14 protein-coding genes, 1 other RNA gene and 1 pseudogene are annotated in these 16,314 nt (G+C 73.7%); 5 read left to right on the top strand and 11 right to left on the bottom strand.

All coding sequences use genetic code 11. The annotated features are described in order from the left end of the window. Positions 1 to 66 precede the first annotated feature (66 nt). Complete coding sequence (locus tag OG780_RS29130) at positions 67 to 612, top strand: DoxX family protein (RefSeq protein WP_328453075.1); 546 nt, start codon at positions 67 to 69, stop codon at positions 610 to 612. A gap of 240 nt (positions 613 to 852) precedes the next feature. Here OG780_RS29130 and rnpB read toward each other — a convergent pair. The 4 genes and pseudogenes from rnpB to OG780_RS29110 form a co-directional block, all read right to left on the bottom strand. After that, positions 853 to 1,266: RNase P RNA component class A (rnpB, locus tag OG780_RS29125), an RNA gene on the bottom strand. Between the two features lie 70 nt (positions 1,267 to 1,336). Then, a pseudogene (locus OG780_RS44695) lies at positions 1,337 to 2,101 on the bottom strand (DMT family transporter); the annotation flags it as partial. Positions 2,102 to 2,237: 136 nt separating this feature from the next. Then, positions 2,238 to 3,158 carry an AraC family transcriptional regulator gene (locus OG780_RS29115; RefSeq protein WP_328453071.1) on the bottom strand — a complete coding sequence of 307 codons (921 nt, stop codon included), beginning with the start codon at positions 3,156 to 3,158 and terminating at the stop codon, positions 2,238 to 2,240. Positions 3,159 to 3,261: 103 nt separating this feature from the next. Continuing rightward, positions 3,262 to 4,695: an RNB domain-containing ribonuclease gene (locus tag OG780_RS29110; RefSeq protein ID WP_328453069.1), complete on the bottom strand. Its 1,434-nt coding sequence runs from the start codon at positions 4,693 to 4,695 to the stop codon at positions 3,262 to 3,264. A gap of 348 nt (positions 4,696 to 5,043) precedes the next feature. On the opposite strand from OG780_RS29110, the gene yaaA reads away from it, so the two are divergent. Together yaaA and eda are read left to right on the top strand one after the other, a co-directional pair. Further along, the gene (gene yaaA, locus OG780_RS29105; protein ID WP_328453067.1) at positions 5,044 to 5,844 is read left to right on the top strand and encodes a peroxide stress protein YaaA; all 801 of its coding nucleotides are present in this window, start codon (positions 5,044 to 5,046) and stop codon (positions 5,842 to 5,844) included. Positions 5,845 to 6,064: 220 nt separating this feature from the next. Next, positions 6,065 to 6,709: a bifunctional 4-hydroxy-2-oxoglutarate aldolase/2-dehydro-3-deoxy-phosphogluconate aldolase gene (eda, locus tag OG780_RS29100; RefSeq protein ID WP_326788113.1), complete on the top strand. Its 645-nt coding sequence runs from the start codon at positions 6,065 to 6,067 to the stop codon at positions 6,707 to 6,709. Positions 6,710 to 6,801: 92 nt separating this feature from the next. Here eda and OG780_RS29095 read toward each other — a convergent pair whose 3' ends face one another. From OG780_RS29095 to OG780_RS29080, 4 genes are all read right to left on the bottom strand, one after another. Next, a complete protein-coding gene (locus tag OG780_RS29095) occupies positions 6,802 to 6,966 on the bottom strand; it encodes a zinc-binding dehydrogenase (RefSeq protein WP_328453064.1) in 165 nt (54 codons plus the stop codon). Positions 6,967 to 7,041: 75 nt separating this feature from the next. After that, the gene (locus OG780_RS29090; protein ID WP_328453062.1) at positions 7,042 to 8,532 is read right to left on the bottom strand and encodes a bifunctional RNase H/acid phosphatase; all 1,491 of its coding nucleotides are present in this window, start codon (positions 8,530 to 8,532) and stop codon (positions 7,042 to 7,044) included. A gap of 12 nt (positions 8,533 to 8,544) precedes the next feature. Next, positions 8,545 to 9,288 carry a zinc ribbon domain-containing protein gene (locus OG780_RS29085; RefSeq protein WP_328458457.1) on the bottom strand — a complete coding sequence of 248 codons (744 nt, stop codon included), beginning with the start codon at positions 9,286 to 9,288 and terminating at the stop codon, positions 8,545 to 8,547. After that, positions 9,285 to 10,136 (bottom strand): Nif3-like dinuclear metal center hexameric protein, encoded by an 852-nt coding sequence (locus tag OG780_RS29080; protein WP_328453060.1) that lies wholly within the window; start codon positions 10,134 to 10,136, stop codon positions 9,285 to 9,287. Before OG780_RS29080 ends, OG780_RS29085 begins: the two co-directional genes overlap by 4 nt. Positions 10,137 to 10,413: 277 nt before the next feature. On the opposite strand from OG780_RS29080, the gene OG780_RS44690 reads away from it, so the two are divergent. Together OG780_RS44690 and OG780_RS29070 are read left to right on the top strand one after the other, a co-directional pair. Beyond that, on the top strand, positions 10,414 to 12,870 hold the full coding sequence (locus OG780_RS44690; RefSeq protein WP_443062226.1) for a hypothetical protein: 2,457 nt from the start codon (positions 10,414 to 10,416) through the stop codon (positions 12,868 to 12,870). A 48-nt stretch (positions 12,871 to 12,918) separates the two neighbouring features. Further along, a complete protein-coding gene (locus OG780_RS29070; protein ID WP_328453058.1) occupies positions 12,919 to 13,089 on the top strand; it encodes a hypothetical protein in 171 nt (56 codons plus the stop codon). A 105-nt stretch (positions 13,090 to 13,194) separates the two neighbouring features. Here the strand turns inward: OG780_RS29070 and OG780_RS29065 are convergent, their stop codons facing one another. The 3 genes from OG780_RS29065 to OG780_RS29055 form a co-directional block, all read right to left on the bottom strand. After that, positions 13,195 to 14,145 (bottom strand): 3-oxoacyl-ACP reductase, encoded by a 951-nt coding sequence (locus tag OG780_RS29065; RefSeq protein ID WP_328453056.1) that lies wholly within the window; start codon positions 14,143 to 14,145, stop codon positions 13,195 to 13,197. Positions 14,146 to 14,221: 76 nt separating this feature from the next. Then, positions 14,222 to 15,298 carry a Zn-dependent alcohol dehydrogenase gene (locus OG780_RS29060; RefSeq protein ID WP_328453054.1) on the bottom strand — a complete coding sequence of 359 codons (1,077 nt, stop codon included), beginning with the start codon at positions 15,296 to 15,298 and terminating at the stop codon, positions 14,222 to 14,224. 34 nt (positions 15,299 to 15,332) lie between these two features. Next, on the bottom strand, positions 15,333 to 16,190 hold the full coding sequence (locus tag OG780_RS29055) for a MaoC/PaaZ C-terminal domain-containing protein (RefSeq protein WP_328453052.1): 858 nt from the start codon (positions 16,188 to 16,190) through the stop codon (positions 15,333 to 15,335). Between the last annotated feature and the right edge of the window lie 124 nt (positions 16,191 to 16,314).

The raw sequence follows: 16,314 nt of genomic DNA, 5'->3' as shown, positions 1-16,314 counted from the left end.
GTTCGATCGGTGCGACGGTGGTCACCCGGGAGGAAACCGTTGCCGCCGTCTGGACTGGGAGTCACCGTGACCTGTATCGACCGGCGTGATCTGGGACTGCTGCTGCTCCGTCTGAGCACGGGCGGTGTCCTGGCCGCGCACGGAGCGCAGAAGCTGTTCGGCTGGTTCGGCGGCGGCGGTATCGAGGGCACCGGACAGGCCATGGAGGCCATGGGCTACGCGCCCGGGAAGGCGAGCGCCACGGCCGCGGGCCTCGCCGAGGCCGGTGGCGGCACTCTGCTGGCGCTGGGCCTCGCCACACCCGCGGCCGGTGCGGCGGCGGCCGGCGCGATGGCGGGCGCGGCGGCCGTGCACGTACCGAACGGGTTCTTCGCGCAGAGCGGTGGCTACGAGTACACGGCCTCGCTCGGACTGGCGGCGGCGGGCCTCGCGGTGACGGGTCCGGGCCGGCTGTCCCTGGACCATCTGATGGGCCACTCGGTGAACCGCGGCTGGATGGTGCCGATCGCGCTGGGTACGACGGCCGCGGTCACCGCCGTCGTCGTGGGCGTCCGGAACAAGCGGGTGCGCGCGGCGCGGGAGGGCATGCAGGAAGCCCTGTTCGACGAGTAGGAGTAGTCCCTCGCGGCCCCGGGGGATGCTCGCCCCATGGCGGCCGGAACGCGAGATCGCCCGCCCTCCCGGCCAGACCGTTCTGCTGTGCGGAATCGAGTTCCCCTACGACTCGCTGCCCGCGCAGCGCCTGTGACCCGAGGAGCTGTTCGCCGGTCCGGGCCTCCTGGGCGGCGGACATGGGAAAGGGCCTCCGACACAGGTCGAAGGCCCTTTGCCGGGCAAAGCCGCAGTCTGTGGCAGACGAGTCGGGCTGTACGCCGGGTTCTGTCGCCCGGTCGCCTCGCGGCGGCCGGGGAGACGGCCATCCATCTAGGGCCGGCGTTGCCGCCGGCCTCGTGCGGTCTACCCGCGAACTCGGGCGAGCAGCCCTCGAACGTTCGCGCAGAGCCGCCTTCTCTTCCGAGAGAGCGGCTCCTCTTGACCTTGCTCCGGGTGGGGTTTACCTAGCCGCCTGAGTCGCCTCAGGCGCTGGTGGTCTCTTACACCACCGTTTCACCCTTACCGGGAACCGGAGTTCTCGGCGGTCTACTTTCTGTGGCACTGTCCCGCGGGTCACCCCGGGTGGCCGTTAGCCACCACCCTGCCCTGTGGAGCCCGGACGTTCCTCGGGAAGGTCCACAAGGACCTCCACGCGGCCGTCCGCCCGGCTCGTCTGCCGTGCCGACCATGCTACCGGGCGGGCGGGACGCCGGGGACCGGCGGCCGCCGTGGCCAGGACGGAGCCCGCCAGGATGAGGGCGAAGGCGGCGAGGATCCCGGGAGTCAGGCGTTCGTCCAGGAAGAGGGCGCCCGCCGCGACCGCGACCGCCGGGTTGACGTACGTGATCACCGTCGCCCGGGTCGGGCCCGCCTCCTTGATCAGTTCCAGGAAGGCCACGAAGGCGACGGCCGTGCAGATGACGCCGAGGCCCGCGAGGGAGACCAGGACCTGTCCGGAAGGTATCGCCTCCGGCCGGGTGAAGGCCGCTGCGGGGGCGTAGACGAGCGCCGCCAACGCCAGGCAGGGGGCCGTCAGATGGAGCGAGGGGACGTCCTTGAGGCGGCGGGCGACGATGAGCGGCGCGGTGGCGTAGCCGACGACCGTCAGCAGCACCTCGACCAGCGACCGGGCGTCGCCGCCGGTCAGATGCGGTGCCGTGAGGACCGCGACTCCGGCCAGGCCGAGGGCGAGACCCGTGACGCGCCGGGCGCCGAGCCGTTCCGTGTCGCCGAGGAAGCGGGCCGCGGCGACGCCGACGATCGGCACACCGGCGATCAGCAGGCCCGCGGTGGAGCTGGACAGATGGCGCTCGGCGTCCGTGAGGGTCCACCAGGGGACCATGATCTCGATGACCGCGAAGGCCAGCATCGGGCGCCAGTGGGCCCGTACGGTCCCGGCCAGGCCGCCCTGGCGGATCGCGAAGGGGAGCAGCAGCACGGCGCCGACCGCACAGCGTGTGAACACCACCACCGACGGGGACACCTCGTCCACCGCCACCTTGATCATCAGATAGGGGATGCCCCAGATCACTCCCATCAGGGAGAACAGAAACCAGCCGCGTGCAGTCATACGAGCAGTCTCGGACACCTCCCCGCGGTGCGTCTTGAACGCTGTTGCGCTCCGGCGACCGGGCCGGGACTCCCTACCGCAACGGGTCCGGGGACGGGGGCGGGGGCGAGAACGGGGGCGAGGACGGGAGCACGCTCGCGCGGTACGCGGCCGGCGTCACGCCGAGCACGCGGCGGAACCAGCGGGTCAGATGCGCCTGGTCGGCGAAGCCCACGAGTCCGGCGACCTCGGCGGGGCGCAGTCCGGACTCCAGGAGCCGACGGGCCCGGTTCACCCGGTGCTGGGCCAGCCAGGCGTACGGCGGAATCCCCGTCGTCGTACGGAAGGCGCGCAGGAGCTGGTAGCGGGACAGGCCGAGGTCCGTGGCGAGGGAGGCGAGGGAGGGCGGCGCCTGGAGCTCGTCGGCCAGGCGGTCCCGTACGGCGTCGGCTATGCGCGCGGCGCCGGGGACCTCGTCGCGGTCCGGACGGGCCGTGGAGTGGCGCCGGGTCAGCGCGGCGAGCAGCCACGGGAGGCGGGACTCGGCCTCCAGCGGGTCCGGGCAGACGCTCAGTTCGGTGTGCGCGGCGCGCAGCGCGGCGGCGAGTTCGGGGTCGTCGAGCAGCGGTTCCCGGAAGTGCGGGAGGCCGCCGACGGCGCCCTCGCAGAGCAGGGACGGCTCCGCGTACAGGGCCCGGTAGGCGTAGCCGTCACAGGCGGCGGGACCGCCGGTGTGCATCTCGCCGGGGGCCAGGACGACGATGGACCCCGGGCCGGTGCGGATGTGGCCGCCGCGGTAGCCGATGAGCTCGGAGCCGCCGACGCTGACGCCGATGGTGAACTCGTCGTGGGTGTGCGGGGCGTAGCGGTGCTGGTCGAAGCGCGCGGTCAGCAGGTCCAGGGGCCGGCCGTCCCGGCCGAGGACGGTCCGGGTCCAGCGGGCCTCCTCCTTCGCGGAGTGCCGCGGGGGCCGGCGCCGTACGGTCCCGGTCGTCGCCTCTCCCCGTCCGGTCATGACCGTCCCTCTCCCTCGCCACCGTGGCCGGACGCGCTCGCCGCGTCCGCTCTACGGGGCAACACCCGCGGCCCCCGTTTCCATGCCGGAGGCCGTCGCCGGATCAGGCGGGTTCGAACTGCGCCTTCGCGGTTCCGGGGTCCGCCTGGGTGAGCCGGACCCGCAGGTGTTCGCCCAGGGGGAGTGCGGTCGTCCCGCCCGAGATCCGGGCGAAGACCGCCGGGGACTCCAGTTGCACGGTCCCGACCGTGGGGTCGTGTTCCTGTACGTCCACCACGCAGGCCTCGAAGATCTCGCCGACGCGGTCCTTGAGGAGTGCGGCCTCCACGATGTCGACGCACTCGCGCTCGACGGTGCCGGCCCGCCTGCTGCCCTCGGCCATCTCCTTGGGCAGGGCGTCCAGAGCCGCGAGGACCCACTCGGGAGTCGGCAGACCGGCGGCGGCCGCGAGGCAGATCTCCGAGGCGTAGCGGTCGACGAGCCGGCGCAGCGGGGCCGTGCAGTGGGCGTAGGGCGCGGCGACGGCGGCGTGCGCGGTGACCTCGGGCAGCACCCCGTCCCGGAAGACGGTGTATCCGGCGCCGCGCAGCAGGGTCGTGCACTCCTGGAGGAAGGCGGCGTGGTGCGGCCGGTGCGGGTCGAGGGAGCGGACGAGCTGCGCGTACGAGACGTGGTGCGGCCAGTCGATGCGCAGGGCCAGAGCGGTACGGCGCAGCCGTCCGACCGCCCCGTCCGGCGCCGCGGGCAGCGTCCGCAGCACTCCCGTGCCGTGGTCGAGCATCAGCTCGGCCGCCGTCATACCGGCGAGCAGGGAGATCTGCGCGTTCCAGCCGTCGGCGGGCAGCGGCGCCCGGTAGGCGAGTTCGTACGTCCCGTCCTTCTCGACGATCTCCTGCTCGGGCACGTTGAGCGAGATGCCGCCGCGCTCGACCTCCAGGGCCTCGCGCAGGGTGCCGACCTCCTTGAGCAGAGCGAGCGGTTCCTCCGCGGTTCCGTCGTCGATCCGGTGCTGCACGGTCGCGTAGTCCAGCTTGGCGCGGCTGCGGACCAGGGCACGGCGGACGTCGGTGACCTCGGTGCGGCCGTCCGGGCCGAGGTCGATCGTCCACAGGACGGCCGGGCAGGTCTGACCCGGGAGCAGGCTCGCGGCGCCCTCGGAGAGGCGGGTCGGATGGAGGGGGACCTTGCCGTCCGGGAAGTAGAGGGTCGTCACGCGCCGGTGCGCCTCGGCGTCCAGGGCTCCGCCGGGCGCCACGAAGGCGGCGACGTCGGCGATGGCGTACTGGACGCGGTAGCCGCCCCGCTCGCGGCGTGACAGGTGCATCGCCTGGTCGAGGTCCTCGGAGGACGGCGGGTCGATGGTGAAGAGGGGGATGTCCGTCGCGTCGTACGCGGGCAGGCGGGCCGGCCGCCCGGCCTCGGCGAGGACGTCGGCCGGGAAACTCCCGGGGACGCCGAGCTCGGTCCGCAGCGCGCGCAGAGCGGCTCGCAGCGGAGCCTGCGGGGCACCGGTGACGCGGAAGTGACGGCGGGGCATGGGTCGAGCGTAGGCCGGGGCCAACCGTTGAGCACGCGGAGAGGGGCGCCCTCCGGGCGAGGGGACCGGTTCGCGCCCGCCGCGCCGGTGCCGGTACCGCGCGGCGGGCGCAAGTTGGGGGCCCGGCAGAGTCCGGCAGACCCCGCAGACCCGGCAGACCCCGCAGGCCTGGTGGGCCCGGCAGGCCTGGTGGGCCCGGCAGGCCCGGCAGGCCCGGTGGGCCCGCAGAGTCCCGTCGGCCCCGCCGAGTCCGGCCGGGGCGGTGGGCCCTGGGCCGGGCGGAAAAGGCGGTCGGGCCGTACCCCGTAGGCTTGCGGCGGTCCGTATCCACCGTGAGGAGAACCAACCGTGCTCGTGCTGCTGCCGCCCTCCGAGGGCAAGGCACCCTCCGGCCGGGGAATCGCGCTCAAGCCGGAGTCGTTGTCCCTGCCCGGTCTCGCGGAGGCCCGTCAGGCGGTCCTCGACGAGCTGGTCGAGCTGTGCGTGGCCGACGAGGAGAAGGCCCGCGAGGTGCTCGGGCTGAGCGAGGGCCTGCGGGGCGAGATCGCGAAGAACACGGAACTGAGGACCGCGGGCACGCGCCCGGCCGGGGAGATCTACACGGGGGTCCTGTACGACGCCCTGGACCTGGCCTCGCTGGACACCGCGGCCAAGCGGCGCGCGGGCCGTTCGCTGCTCGTCTTCTCCGGGCTGTGGGGCGCGGTGCGGGTGACCGACCGGATCCCCTCGTACCGCTGCTCGATGGGCGTGAAGCTGCCGGGCGTGGGAGCGCTGGGCGCGCACTGGCGTGCGCCGATGGCCGCCGCGCTCCCCGAAGCCGCCGGCGACGGGCTCGTGCTGGACCTGCGGTCCTCGGCGTACACCGCGGCGTGGAAGCCCAAGGGCGAGGTGGCGGGGCGGACGGCGACCGTACGGGTGCTGCACGCGCAGCTGGTGGACGGGGTCGAGAAGCGTTCCGTCGTCAGCCACTTCAACAAGGCGACCAAGGGCCGGATCGTCCGCGGCCTGCTCACCGCGAACGCCGCGCCGAAGAACCCGGCGGAGCTGGTGGAGGCGCTGCGGGATCTCGGGTACACGGTGGAGGCGGAAGCCCCGGGCCGGGCGGACAGGCCGTGGGCGCTCGACGTGGTGGTGAGGGAGATCCACTGAGCGGCCGTCCGGCGACGGGCGTCCGTCGAGTGGCCGCCCTGGTGACAGGCGTCCGCTGACCGGCCGTCCGGTGACAGGGGTCCGCCGAGCGGCCGCCCGGTGACTGGTGCCGGCTGACCGGCCGGACGGCCGTCCGGCGTGCGGTGGCCGCCATTTCATCAGCGTTGCAACATGTGCAACGACCTTTGCGCATGATGAACACCCCGGGCAGGATGAGGGCATGACGTCGTCATCGCCCCCGTCTCCGCATGCCTCCGTCCTGGATCTCGCGCCCGTCGTCCCCGTCGTCGTGATCGCGGACGCCTCCGACGCGGTGCCGCTGGCGCGGGCCCTCGTAGCCGGCGGGCTGCCCGCGATCGAGGTGACGCTGCGGACCCCGGCGGCACTCGACGCGATCCGGGCCATCGCGGCCGAGGTGCCGGACGCGGTGGTGGGCGCGGGCACGGTCCTGACGCCGGAGCACGTGGCCGGGTCGGTGGCGGCGGGCGCCCGTTTCCTGGTCAGCCCCGGCTGGACGGACGGACTGCTGGACGCGATGAAGGCCTCCGGGGTGCCCTTCCTGCCGGGGGTGTCCACGACCTCCGAGGTGGTGGCGCTGCTGGAACGGGGGGTGCGCGAGATGAAGTTCTTCCCCGCGCAGGCGGCGGGCGGTACGGCCTACCTGAAGTCGCTGGCGGGGCCGCTCCCGCAAGCGCGCTTCTGCCCGACGGGGGGCATCGGCCCCGAGTGCGCGCCGGACTACCTCGCGCTCCCCAACGTGGGCTGTGTGGGCGGCAGTTGGATGCTCCCGGCCGACGCGGTCGCCGCGCGGGACTGGCGCCGGGTGGAGGACCTGGCACGGGCGGCGTCGGCACTGCGACGGTAGCCACGGCCCGTCCCGGCCCACCTCGGACGGCCCGACCCCGGCTCACCTCAGACGGTTCTGCCCCCGCTCAGAGCACAAGGCCCCGCCCCGGCTCAGCTCACACGGATGACCACCTTCCCGAAGGCCGCGCCGCTCTCGTGGCACCGGAACGCCTCCCGCACCTCGTCGAAGCCGAGGACGCGGTCCACGACCGGGCGGGTCCCGTGCAGTTCCAGGGCCCTGTTCAGGGACAGCGCCCCGGTGCCGAGGGTGAGCACGGTCTGGCCGGGGGTGAGCGCGGCTCGCCGCCCGTCAGACAGTGCCAGGCGGTCAGGTGATCAGCGCATTCGGGGTCAGCGCAGATGTGAGGTGTCGTTGAACAGCCGGACGCTCGCGTTGCCGTCCCCGTAGTACGCGACCGCCGAGAGCGACGCCGCCGACAGTTCCATCCGGAACAGGGACTCCGGCGGGGCGCCGAGGGCCAGTCGTACGAGGGTCTTGATCGGGGTGACGTGCGTGACGAGCAGGACCGTGCGGCCGGCGTGGGCGGCGATCAGCTTGTCGCGGGTGGCCGCCATGCGGTGTGCCGTCGCGGCGAAGCTCTCGCCGCCGCCGGTCGGTTCGGCCTCCGGCGAGGCGAGCCAGGCGTTCAGGTCCTCCGGGTGGCGTTCGCGCACCTCGCCGAAGGTCAGTCCCTCCCACGCGCCGAAGTCCGTCTCGCGCAGGCCGTCCTCCACGGCGACGTCGAGGCCGAGCCGGGCGGCGACGGCACCCGCGGTCTCCCGGGTCCGGGCCAGCGGGGAGGCCACGATCGCCTGGATGGTGCCGCGCGCCGCCAGCGCCGCGGCCACGCGCTCGGCCTGCTCCCTTCCCACGTCGGACAGCGACGGATCGCTGCCGCCGCTGCCCGAGAACCGCTTCTGCGGGGTCAGCGGTGTCTCGCCGTGCCGCAGCAGGACGAAGGTGGCGGGGGCGCCCATGTCCGGGGGTGCGCTCCAGCCCGCGGCGGGCGTGGTGGTCGGGGTGGCGGCCACGTTTCTCGCGGCCCGCTGATCGTCGCCCGCCTTCCCGGCTCGGCCTGCGTCTCCCGGCCCTGCGGCCCCCTCGCCGGCTTCGCCGCCGGGGGACGGGCTGCCGCCCGTGGCCGTCGCCCGGCTGCCGTCCGCCGCCGGCTGATCGCGCAGTTCCCCGCGCCCCTCACGGGGCACGTGGGGGACACCCGTCGCCGTCGCCCGGCTGCCGTCCGTCGTGGGCTGGGCGCGCAGTTCCTCGCGCCCCTTGCTGAGGGCTTCGCCGCGGGTTTCTTTCAGGGCTGCTCGGGCCTTTGCCGCGCCCGCTGTCGCGTCGCCGGGCGGGCCCGGCGGCTCGGGTGCCGTGGACCGCGTCGCCCGCGCGTTCAGCTCGGCCGTCGACGCCGAGGGCGACCAGGCCTCGCCGCGCTTGCCGGCGTCCATCGCCTCGTTGGCCAGCCGGTCCGCGTGCTTGTTCCGCTCGCGCGGCATCCACTCGTACGTGACCTGGGAGGCCGGGAGAATCCGGGCCGCCCTCGCCGCCAGGGGCTTCATGTCCGGGTGCTTGATCTTCCAGCGCCCGGACATCTGCTCCACGACGAGCTTGGAGTCCATTCGGACCCTGACCCGCGCGCTCGCGTCGAGGTCGCGGGCCGCCTCCAGACCGGCGACCAGGCCCCGGTACTCGGCGACGTTGTTGGTGGCGACGCCGATGTACTCGGCGCGCTCCGCCAGCGTCTCCCCGGTGGCCGCGTCGATGACCACGGAGCCGTATCCCGCGGGCCCCGGGTTGCCCCGGGAACCCCCGTCCGCCTCGACGATGAACTCCCGCACGAACCGGACTCCCTACAGGCCGGACTCGGACGTACGCACGAGGATGCGGTGGCAGTTCTCGCAGCGCAGCACGGTGTCGGGGGCGGCCGCCTTCACGTCGTTCACCTCGGTGATGTTGAGCTCCAGGCGGCAGCCCTCGCAGCGGCGCTGGAAGAGCCTGGCGGCGCCGACGCCACCCTGCTGGTCACGCAGCTTGGTGTACAGCTTGAGGAGATCGGCGGGCACCGAGGCCGAGATGACCTCACGCTCCTTGGTCACCGAGGCCGTCTCGCCGTCGAACTGCTCGAAGGCGGCGTCCCGGCGCGCGGTCGCGTCGTCGATCTTCGCCTGGACGGAGGAGACCCGCTCGGTCAGCTCGGCGACCCGCTCCTGGGCGGACTCGCGGCGCTCCATGACCTCCAGGACGACGTCCTCCAGGTCGCCCTGGCGCTTGGCGAGGGAGACGATCTCGCGCTGGAGGTTCTCCAGGTCCTTGGGGGAGGTGACGGCACCCGAGTCGAGGCGCTGCTGGTCGCGGACGGCGCGCTGACGCACCTGGTCGACGTCCTGCTCGGCCTTGATCTGCTCGCGGGCGCAGTCGCTCTCCTCGGTCTGCGCGGCGACGAGCAGGTCGCGCAGCTGGGTGAGGTCCTTGTTCAGCGACTCGATCTCGGCGTGCTCGGGCAGCGACCTCCGCTTGTGCGCGAGCTGCTGAAGACGGGCGTCGAGTGCCTGGACGTCGAGAAGTCGGATCTGGTCGGCGGGCGCGGCGTTCAGTTGGGGGCTCCTGATGTGTCGGTGTGTGAGGCCGCGTGGGCGGTCCAGGGGTCGGTGACCGTCCGGGAGACGTGGACGCGCAGTCCCCATCCCTTCCGGTCTGAGATCTCGTCGAGCTGGGCGGCGGCCAGCTCGCACCAGGGCCACTCGGTGGCCCAGTGCGCCGCGTCGAGCAGCGCGAGAGGACTGTGGGCGCGGGCCTCCGACACCGGGTGGTGCCGCAGGTCCGCGGTGAGGAACGCGTCCACGCCCGCGGCGCGCACGTCGTCGAAGAGGCTGTCCCCGGAGCCGCCGCTGACCGCGACGGTCCGCACCAGCGCGTCGGGGTCGCCCGCGACGCGGATGCCCTGCGCGGTGGCGGGCAGCCGCTCGGCGGCCCGGGCGGCGAGTTCGCGCACGGTGAGCGGATGGTCCAGCTCGCAGACGCGGCCGAGGCCACGGCGTCCCTCGGGGTCGGTCGCGTCGGGCACGAGGGGCCGTACGACCCGCAGGTCCAGTGCCCCGGCCAGCGCGTCGCTGACTCCCGGGTCGGCGCGGTCGGCGTTGGTGTGGGCGACGTGCAGCGCGATGTCGTTCTTGATCAGCGTGTGCACGACGCGGCCCTTGAAGGTGTCGGCCGCCACCGTCGTCGTACCGCGCAGGTAGAGCGGGTGGTGGGTGACGAGCAGGTCGGCTTCCAGTTTCACCGCCTCGTCGACGATGTCCTGGACCGGGTCGACGGCGAACAGGACGCGCGTGACGTCCTGGTCGGGGTCGCCGCAGACGGTACCGACCGCGTCCCACCCCTCGGCCCGCTCCGGAGGCCAGAGGGCGTCGAGCGCGGCGATGACTTCAGACAGACGGGGCACGGGGAAAAGGCTACCTGTCTTACGTCCCTGTCCGACCGGTCGTGGCCCACGGGCCCGTGCCGGGACGGCCGACGGACGTGCGGGACCCGTGCCGGGGCGGCCGGCGGGACGCGGATCCCGCCCGTCCCGGCGCGCGTCTTTCCGCCATGGTTCAGCACATCCGCCCCGTTCCCTCAGGCGAATCCCGACAGCGCCACCCTTATGTGTGAAGCAACAGCCTGTCGCTCCCCCGCCTGTGCGTACGAAAACTACCTTCGTCGCCGGAGGTGACCGAACGATGACGGCCGGTGCGAGAGAACCCATGGTGCGGAGCGAGCGCGCGGACGGCGGCGAGTACGGTGACAGCGCGAGCCGGTGGGCCGCTGCTCCCGTCTGTGTGATCACCGCCGACGGCACCTACGGAGCACGGCTCGCCCGCGACGGCGAGTCCTGCTACCCGGAGCGCTGGACCCTGGACGGCCCCGAGCCGTACGCCGTACCGCTGCCCGGTCCGCAGCCGGAGGAGCCGGGCAGCGAGGTGCTGCCGCTGACCGACGGCAGGGTGCTGATCCACCGGGTGAACGACAGGCGCCACGCCTTCTCCCTCCTGTATCCGACCGGGCCGGGCACCGGCGAGCTCCCGCTGGGCGCGGTGGAGTGCCCCGACGCGGGCACCGTGCTGCGGCTGCTGCCGCCCGCGCCGGACGGGGAGCGCGCATACGCCCTCGCGGTGGGCCGGGGGTCGACGGCGGTGTGGCTGGTGGCGGGCGGCGCGTTCGGCCCGGAGCACCTGGCCGAGGTGCCGGGCCACTGTTCGGGAGGGGTGTGGCTGGACGGCACGGGGCGCCTGCTCGCGCTCGACCGCTTCCAGAACGGCCGCACGAAGACCGTGGTCGTCGACCTGGAGCGCGGCGGAGAGGTGTCGCCGCTCCTCCAGATCGCCGAGCACAGCAACGACCGGCTGCTCCTCGCGGACGCGGACAGCGGGCTTCTGCTCATCCGGTCCGACGCGCCGTCCCCCGGCCGGGACCGACTCGGCTGGGGCGTGCTCGGCAGCACCCTGCCCGTCCGCTTCCCGGACTGTCTGACCGCGACGGGCTGTTCGGTCAGCCCGTTCGCGATCCAGCCGGGCCAGGTGCTGACCCCGGAGTCCTGCGCGGTCGCCCTGCGCATGGACGGGCCCGGCGGCACCTGGGTGGGTGTGTGGCGCCCGGCCGAGCGCCGGATCCACCACCGCCCGGCGCCGGAGGGCTGGTTCCCCGGCACCGGGCTGTGGACCGCTGAGGGGGTGCTCCGCCTGCCGTACGCCACGGGTGTCGTCCCGTGTGGTGTCGCCCGGCTGGAAGCGCCCGAGGGTGCGGGGAAGCCGGACACGGGGGATCCGGCTTCCCCGGGTCTCCCCGCACCGCGGCCGGTCCCGCTCCAGCAGGCACACCTGCGGACGGGCCGGCCGGCCGGTCGGCCGCACCCGGCCCCGGGAACCGAGCCGCCCCGGGCGCTCCCGGTCCAGCCGGCCCTGGGCAGCGGCACCGCCCGCGCCCCGGAGGGCGAAGCGGTCCGCGCCCTCGACGGACACCGGGTGCCGTCCGCCGGTCCGTCCGACGGTACGGGCCCCGCGCCCGGGAGCCGGGAGCCGTTGTCGACGGTGACGAGCCTCGCCCCCAGGACGTCCCCCGCCGCAGCGCGGCGGGCGGACACCAACCCCGGCCACGAGCCCGGCGGGACGCTCCCGCCGGTCGCACGGCCCGTCGACGGACAGTCCGAACCACCCCTGCCGGTCGTGCGACGCGCCCTCGAATCCGGCGAACCGGCGGCCCGGCCCCAGCCGAGCCGCTGGACCAGGGTTTCCCTGACACCCGCAGCCGCAGCCGCACCCGCACCGGAGCGCCGGGCCGAGCCCGCCGGAACACCCACGACCCAGGCGAACCTCTGGACCAAGGTCGCCGAAACGCCCCCACCCGGCATGGGCCTCAGGACCAGGGCCGACGGGACGCTCCCGGGCGGCATGACCGTCGTCGTCGAAACGGCACAGCCGCTCCCCCCGGTCACGAGAGTCGGTGCCGGTCCCGACACCGGGACCACGGCCGCCACCGGGGCCGACACCCATCCGGGTCGGAGGGCCGGCGCCGCTGCCGTCACGCATGCCGGTAACGGTGCCGGTGTCACCGCGAGTACCCGTGCCGGCGACGGAACCCCGTCCGTCGAAGGACCCCTCCCGGCCGAACCGCTCCCGCCCGCCTCAGGCCACCGCGCCCGGACCGCCGAGCCGCTCCCGGCCGTCGCGGGCCCCGGTCACGGGACCACCGGCCCCCTCCCTGCCGTCGCGAGCCCCTCCGCCGAGCCGTTCCCGCCGAACCCGTGGGCGGGCGTCACCAGCGTCGCCGGGGCCTCCACCCCCGAGCCCGGTCTCTGGACCAAGGTCGCCGAGACGCCCCCGCACGGCATGAACCTCGGCACCCGGGCCGGTACAACACCCGCGGGCGGCACCGTTCTCGGGGACGGGACCACCGACGCGCTGTCGGTCGTCGGCGAGTTCAGGGGCCAGGTGGTCCTGAGGCCCGCGGTCGGCCGTCCGGGGTCCGACACCCGACCGGCCTCGGCGCTCACCACCGTGGCGGGGACCCTCGCCGCCCTGCCGCGGACGCCCGCGGAATCCGGGGGTCCGTGTGTACCCGCCCACACGGACGAGGAGAAAAGGGGCAGTACGGGCGAAGAAACGTCACCCTCCGACTCCCGCGCGATGACCGCACGTTAGACTCCCCCGGCTGTAAAGAAGGATCTTGCATACGGGGTGAACACTTCAATGAACGACTCGAGCACCATGGAAGCACCGGGCACGGACGTCCACGAGACGTCTGCGGCCCGGTCCGAAGGCCACGGCAGACACCGCGGCCCGGTCTCCGGCCACGACGGCGAGGCGCCCCCTCGGGGCCGCCACCGCAAGCCGTCCGGCCAGCCGGCCACGACGGTCTGACGGACCTCACGGCAAGCCGAAACCGGGATACAGCCCCGCTCGCACCATGGCGAGCGGGGCTGTATCCGTATGGGTCGCATGGGTCTCTCACCGACGGACGTCTGCTCAGCGGGGAGAGCCCTCCCGCTTGAGCCCCAGCACCTCCATCGCCGCGAACGTCTCACCGCTCGGGCGCTGCGCGTAGTACGGGGTGAGCAGCGCGTCGAGTTCGTCGTGGCTGAACGTGTCCTGCTTGCTGTCGAACTTCGCGGCCACCCGCGGGCGTTCGACGACCGCGACCATCCCTCCGTGCACGACGAGGAGCTGCCCGTTGACGTGCCCGGCGGCGGGCGAGGCCAAGTAGCCGACGAGCGGGGCGACATGCTCGGGGGCGAGCGGGTCCAGGCCCTCGTCGGGCTGTCCGAGTCCGGCGAAGACGTCCTCCGTCATACGGGTGCGGGCACGCGGGCAGATGACGTTGGCCGTGACGCCGTACTTGGCGAGCGCCAGCGCCGTCGAGGTGGTCAGACCGACGATCCCGCCTTTCGCCGCCGCGTAGTTGGGCTGTCCGGCGGAGCCCGCGAGGAAGGCTTCCGACGAGGTGTTCACGATCCGTCCGTAGACGGGCCCGTCGGCCGCCTTGGCGCGGGTACGCCAGTGCGCGGAGGCGAAGTGGGTGGTGTTGAAGTGGCCTTTGAGATGGACCCTGATGACCGAGTCCCACTCGTCCTCGGTCATCGAGAAGACCATCCGGTCGCGCAGGATGCCCGCGTTGTTGACGAGGATGTCCAGTCTCCCGAACTCCGCGACGGCCGACTCGACCAGTTCGCGGGCCTGTTCGTGATCGGCGACGTCCCCGGTGTGGGCTGTGGCCCGGCCGCCCGCCGCACGGATCTCGGCGGCGACCTCCTCGGCCGGGGTGGCCGAGGACTCGCCCGACCCGTCCCGTCCTGGCTGTCCGTAGTCGTTGACGACGACGGCCGCGCCCAGCCGGCCGAGTTCCAGCGCCTCGGCCCGGCCGAGCCCGCGGCCCGCGCCGGTGACGATCGCGGTGAGCCCTTCGAGTGGCAGTGACATCAGGGTCCTTAGCGGTTGGGGTGGAGGTCCGCACCGGAGCGGTTGTGGTGGAGGTCCGCGCCGGCGGCCGCCCGGGTCAGATCTCGATGCACGTCCGGAGTGCGGTGCCCGAACGCATCTGGTCGAGCGCCTCGTTGATCCCGGCCAGCGGCACACGGTGGGTGATCAGGCCTTCGAGGTCGATGCGGCCCGCGCGCCACAGGGCGATCGTGCGCTCGTACGACCGCAGGACGTCCCCGCCGCCGTACATGGAGGGCAGGATGCGCTTCTCGTCGAAGAACAGCTCGAACATGTTGAGCTGGAGAAAGTCGTCCATGGCGCCCGCGCCGACGACCACGAGGGTGCCACCGCGGCGGGTGTGGTCGTAGGCGGTGCGCGCGGTGGCGGACTTGCCGACGACCTCGAAGACGTAGTCGAAGCCCTCGCCCGCGGTCACCGACTGTTTGGCGTCGGCGAGTTCGTCGGGCGAGACGGCCTTGGTGGCGCCGAAGCCGAGGGCGGCCTCCCGGCGTGAGGCGACCGGGTCGACGGCGACGATCTCCGCGGCCCCCATGAGCCGGGCGCCCTGGATCGCGGAGACGCCGACGCCTCCGCAGCCGATGACGGCGACCGACGAACCGGCCTCCACGTCCGCGGTGTTGAGGGCGGCGCCGAGTCCGGTGGTGACGCCGCAGCCGATCAGGGCGGCGATGTCGAAGGGCACGTCGTCGGGGATGGGGACCGCGCAGCCCGCGGCGACGACCACCTCCTCGGCGAAGGTGCCGGTGCCGGCGAAGCCGAAGACGTCACCGCCGGGGCGCTTGAAGTTGGGGGTGCCCGCGTTCATGAATCCGGCCAGGCACAGTTCGGTCTGACCCCGCTTGCAGGCCGGACAGGCGTTGCAGGCGGGAAGCCAGCAGATGACGACACGGTCGCCGGGCTTCACATGGGTGACGCCCTCGCCGACCTCGGTGATCTCGCCGGCGCCCTCGTGCCCGGGCACGAACGGCGCGGGCTGGGGCAGCACACCGTTCATCGCGGACAGGTCCGAGTGGCACAGTCCCGTGGCCCGCACGCGGACCCGCACCTTGCCGGGTCCGAAGCCCACCGCCTCGACGTCGTCGAGGACCTCGAGTTTGTCCTGGCCTATCTCGTGCAGTACGGCTGCGCGCATGGTGCGGCTCCCCTCGGGACGGTTCGTACGGGTGTCAGACGTGTTCGACGACGGTGTCGGCGAGGACCGGCGCGTCGTCCCGCTCGACCGCGCTCACCGCCACCCGGACCCGGCCGTCGCTCCGCCACATCCGGATGCGCAGGGTCTCGCCGGGGAAGACGACTCCGGCGAAACGGGTGGTGTACGAGCGGACGCGGGTCACGTCGCCGCCGAGCAGGGTGTCGACGACGGCCTTGAGCGTCATGCCGTACGTGCACAGCCCGTGCAGGATGGGCCGGTCGAACCCGGCGAGCTTGGCGAACTCGGGGTCGGCGTGCAGCGGGTTCCAGTCCCCGGACAGCCGGTAGAGCAGGGCCTGGTCCTCGCGGACCGGGCGTTCCACGGTTCGCTCCGGCGGGCCGGCGGGGGCTTCGAGGCGGGTGCCCGGTCCGCGGTCGCCGCCCCAGCCGCCTTCTCCGCGTACGAAGATCTGGGCGTCGTTGGTCCACAACGGGCCCTCGGCGTCCGCCACTTCGGTGCGCATGACGAGGATGGCGGCGGTGCCCTTGTCGTAGACCGCGGCGATGCGCCCGGTGGCGGTGGCCGTGCCCTCGGCGGGGATCGGGCGGTGCAGCCGGACGCTCTGGCCGCCGTGCAGGACGCGGGCGAGGTCGACGTCGACGCCGGGCATCGAGAGTCCGCTGATCACTCCCGGTGAGCCGGCGCCCGCGACGGTGGCGAAGCTCGGCAGGACGTGCAGCCTGGATTCGAGGGTGTACCGCAGTTCGTCGGGGTCGGTCGCGGGGACGCCCGCGCCCAGGCCCAGATGGTAGAGCTGGACGTCCTTGTGGCTCCAGGCGATCTCGCCGGTCCGCGGTTCCGCTGCGACGGCCTTGGCGGCGTCAATGGGCATGGGGCTCCTGACTCGACTGCGCGAAAGACCTCGATGCGGCCGTCCGCACCGTCGGCCGCACCGAGGTCGACACTGGGCCGTGGAACCCGCTCGTTCTAGAACGCGTTCCAGTCCGGCGCACCCT

The organism is Streptomyces sp. NBC_00386 (assembly GCF_036063235.1).
Classification (GTDB): domain Bacteria; phylum Actinomycetota; class Actinomycetes; order Streptomycetales; family Streptomycetaceae; genus Streptomyces.
Note: the sequence above shows the minus strand (reverse complement) of the source record. Positions and strands in the feature narration are given on the sequence as shown.

Excerpts from the sequence above, each read along its gene's own strand:
- OG780_RS29115 (WP_328453071.1), bottom strand. The coding sequence starts at position 3,158 with ATGACCGGACGGGGAGAGGCGACGACCGGGACCGTACGGCGCCGGCCC.
- OG780_RS29110 (WP_328453069.1), bottom strand. The coding sequence starts at position 4,695 with ATGCCCCGCCGTCACTTCCGCGTCACCGGTGCCCCGCAGGCTCCGCTG.
- OG780_RS29070 (WP_328453058.1), top strand. The coding sequence starts at position 12,919 with ATGAACGACTCGAGCACCATGGAAGCACCGGGCACGGACGTCCACGAG.
- eda (WP_326788113.1), top strand. The coding sequence starts at position 6,065 with ATGACGTCGTCATCGCCCCCGTCTCCGCATGCCTCCGTCCTGGATCTC.
- OG780_RS29065 (WP_328453056.1), bottom strand. The coding sequence starts at position 14,145 with ATGTCACTGCCACTCGAAGGGCTCACCGCGATCGTCACCGGCGCGGGC.
- OG780_RS29060 (WP_328453054.1), bottom strand. The coding sequence starts at position 15,298 with ATGCGCGCAGCCGTACTGCACGAGATAGGCCAGGACAAACTCGAGGTC.
- OG780_RS29055 (WP_328453052.1), bottom strand. The coding sequence starts at position 16,190 with ATGCCCATTGACGCCGCCAAGGCCGTCGCAGCGGAACCGCGGACCGGC.
- OG780_RS44690 (WP_443062226.1), top strand. The coding sequence starts at position 10,414 with ATGACGGCCGGTGCGAGAGAACCCATGGTGCGGAGCGAGCGCGCGGAC.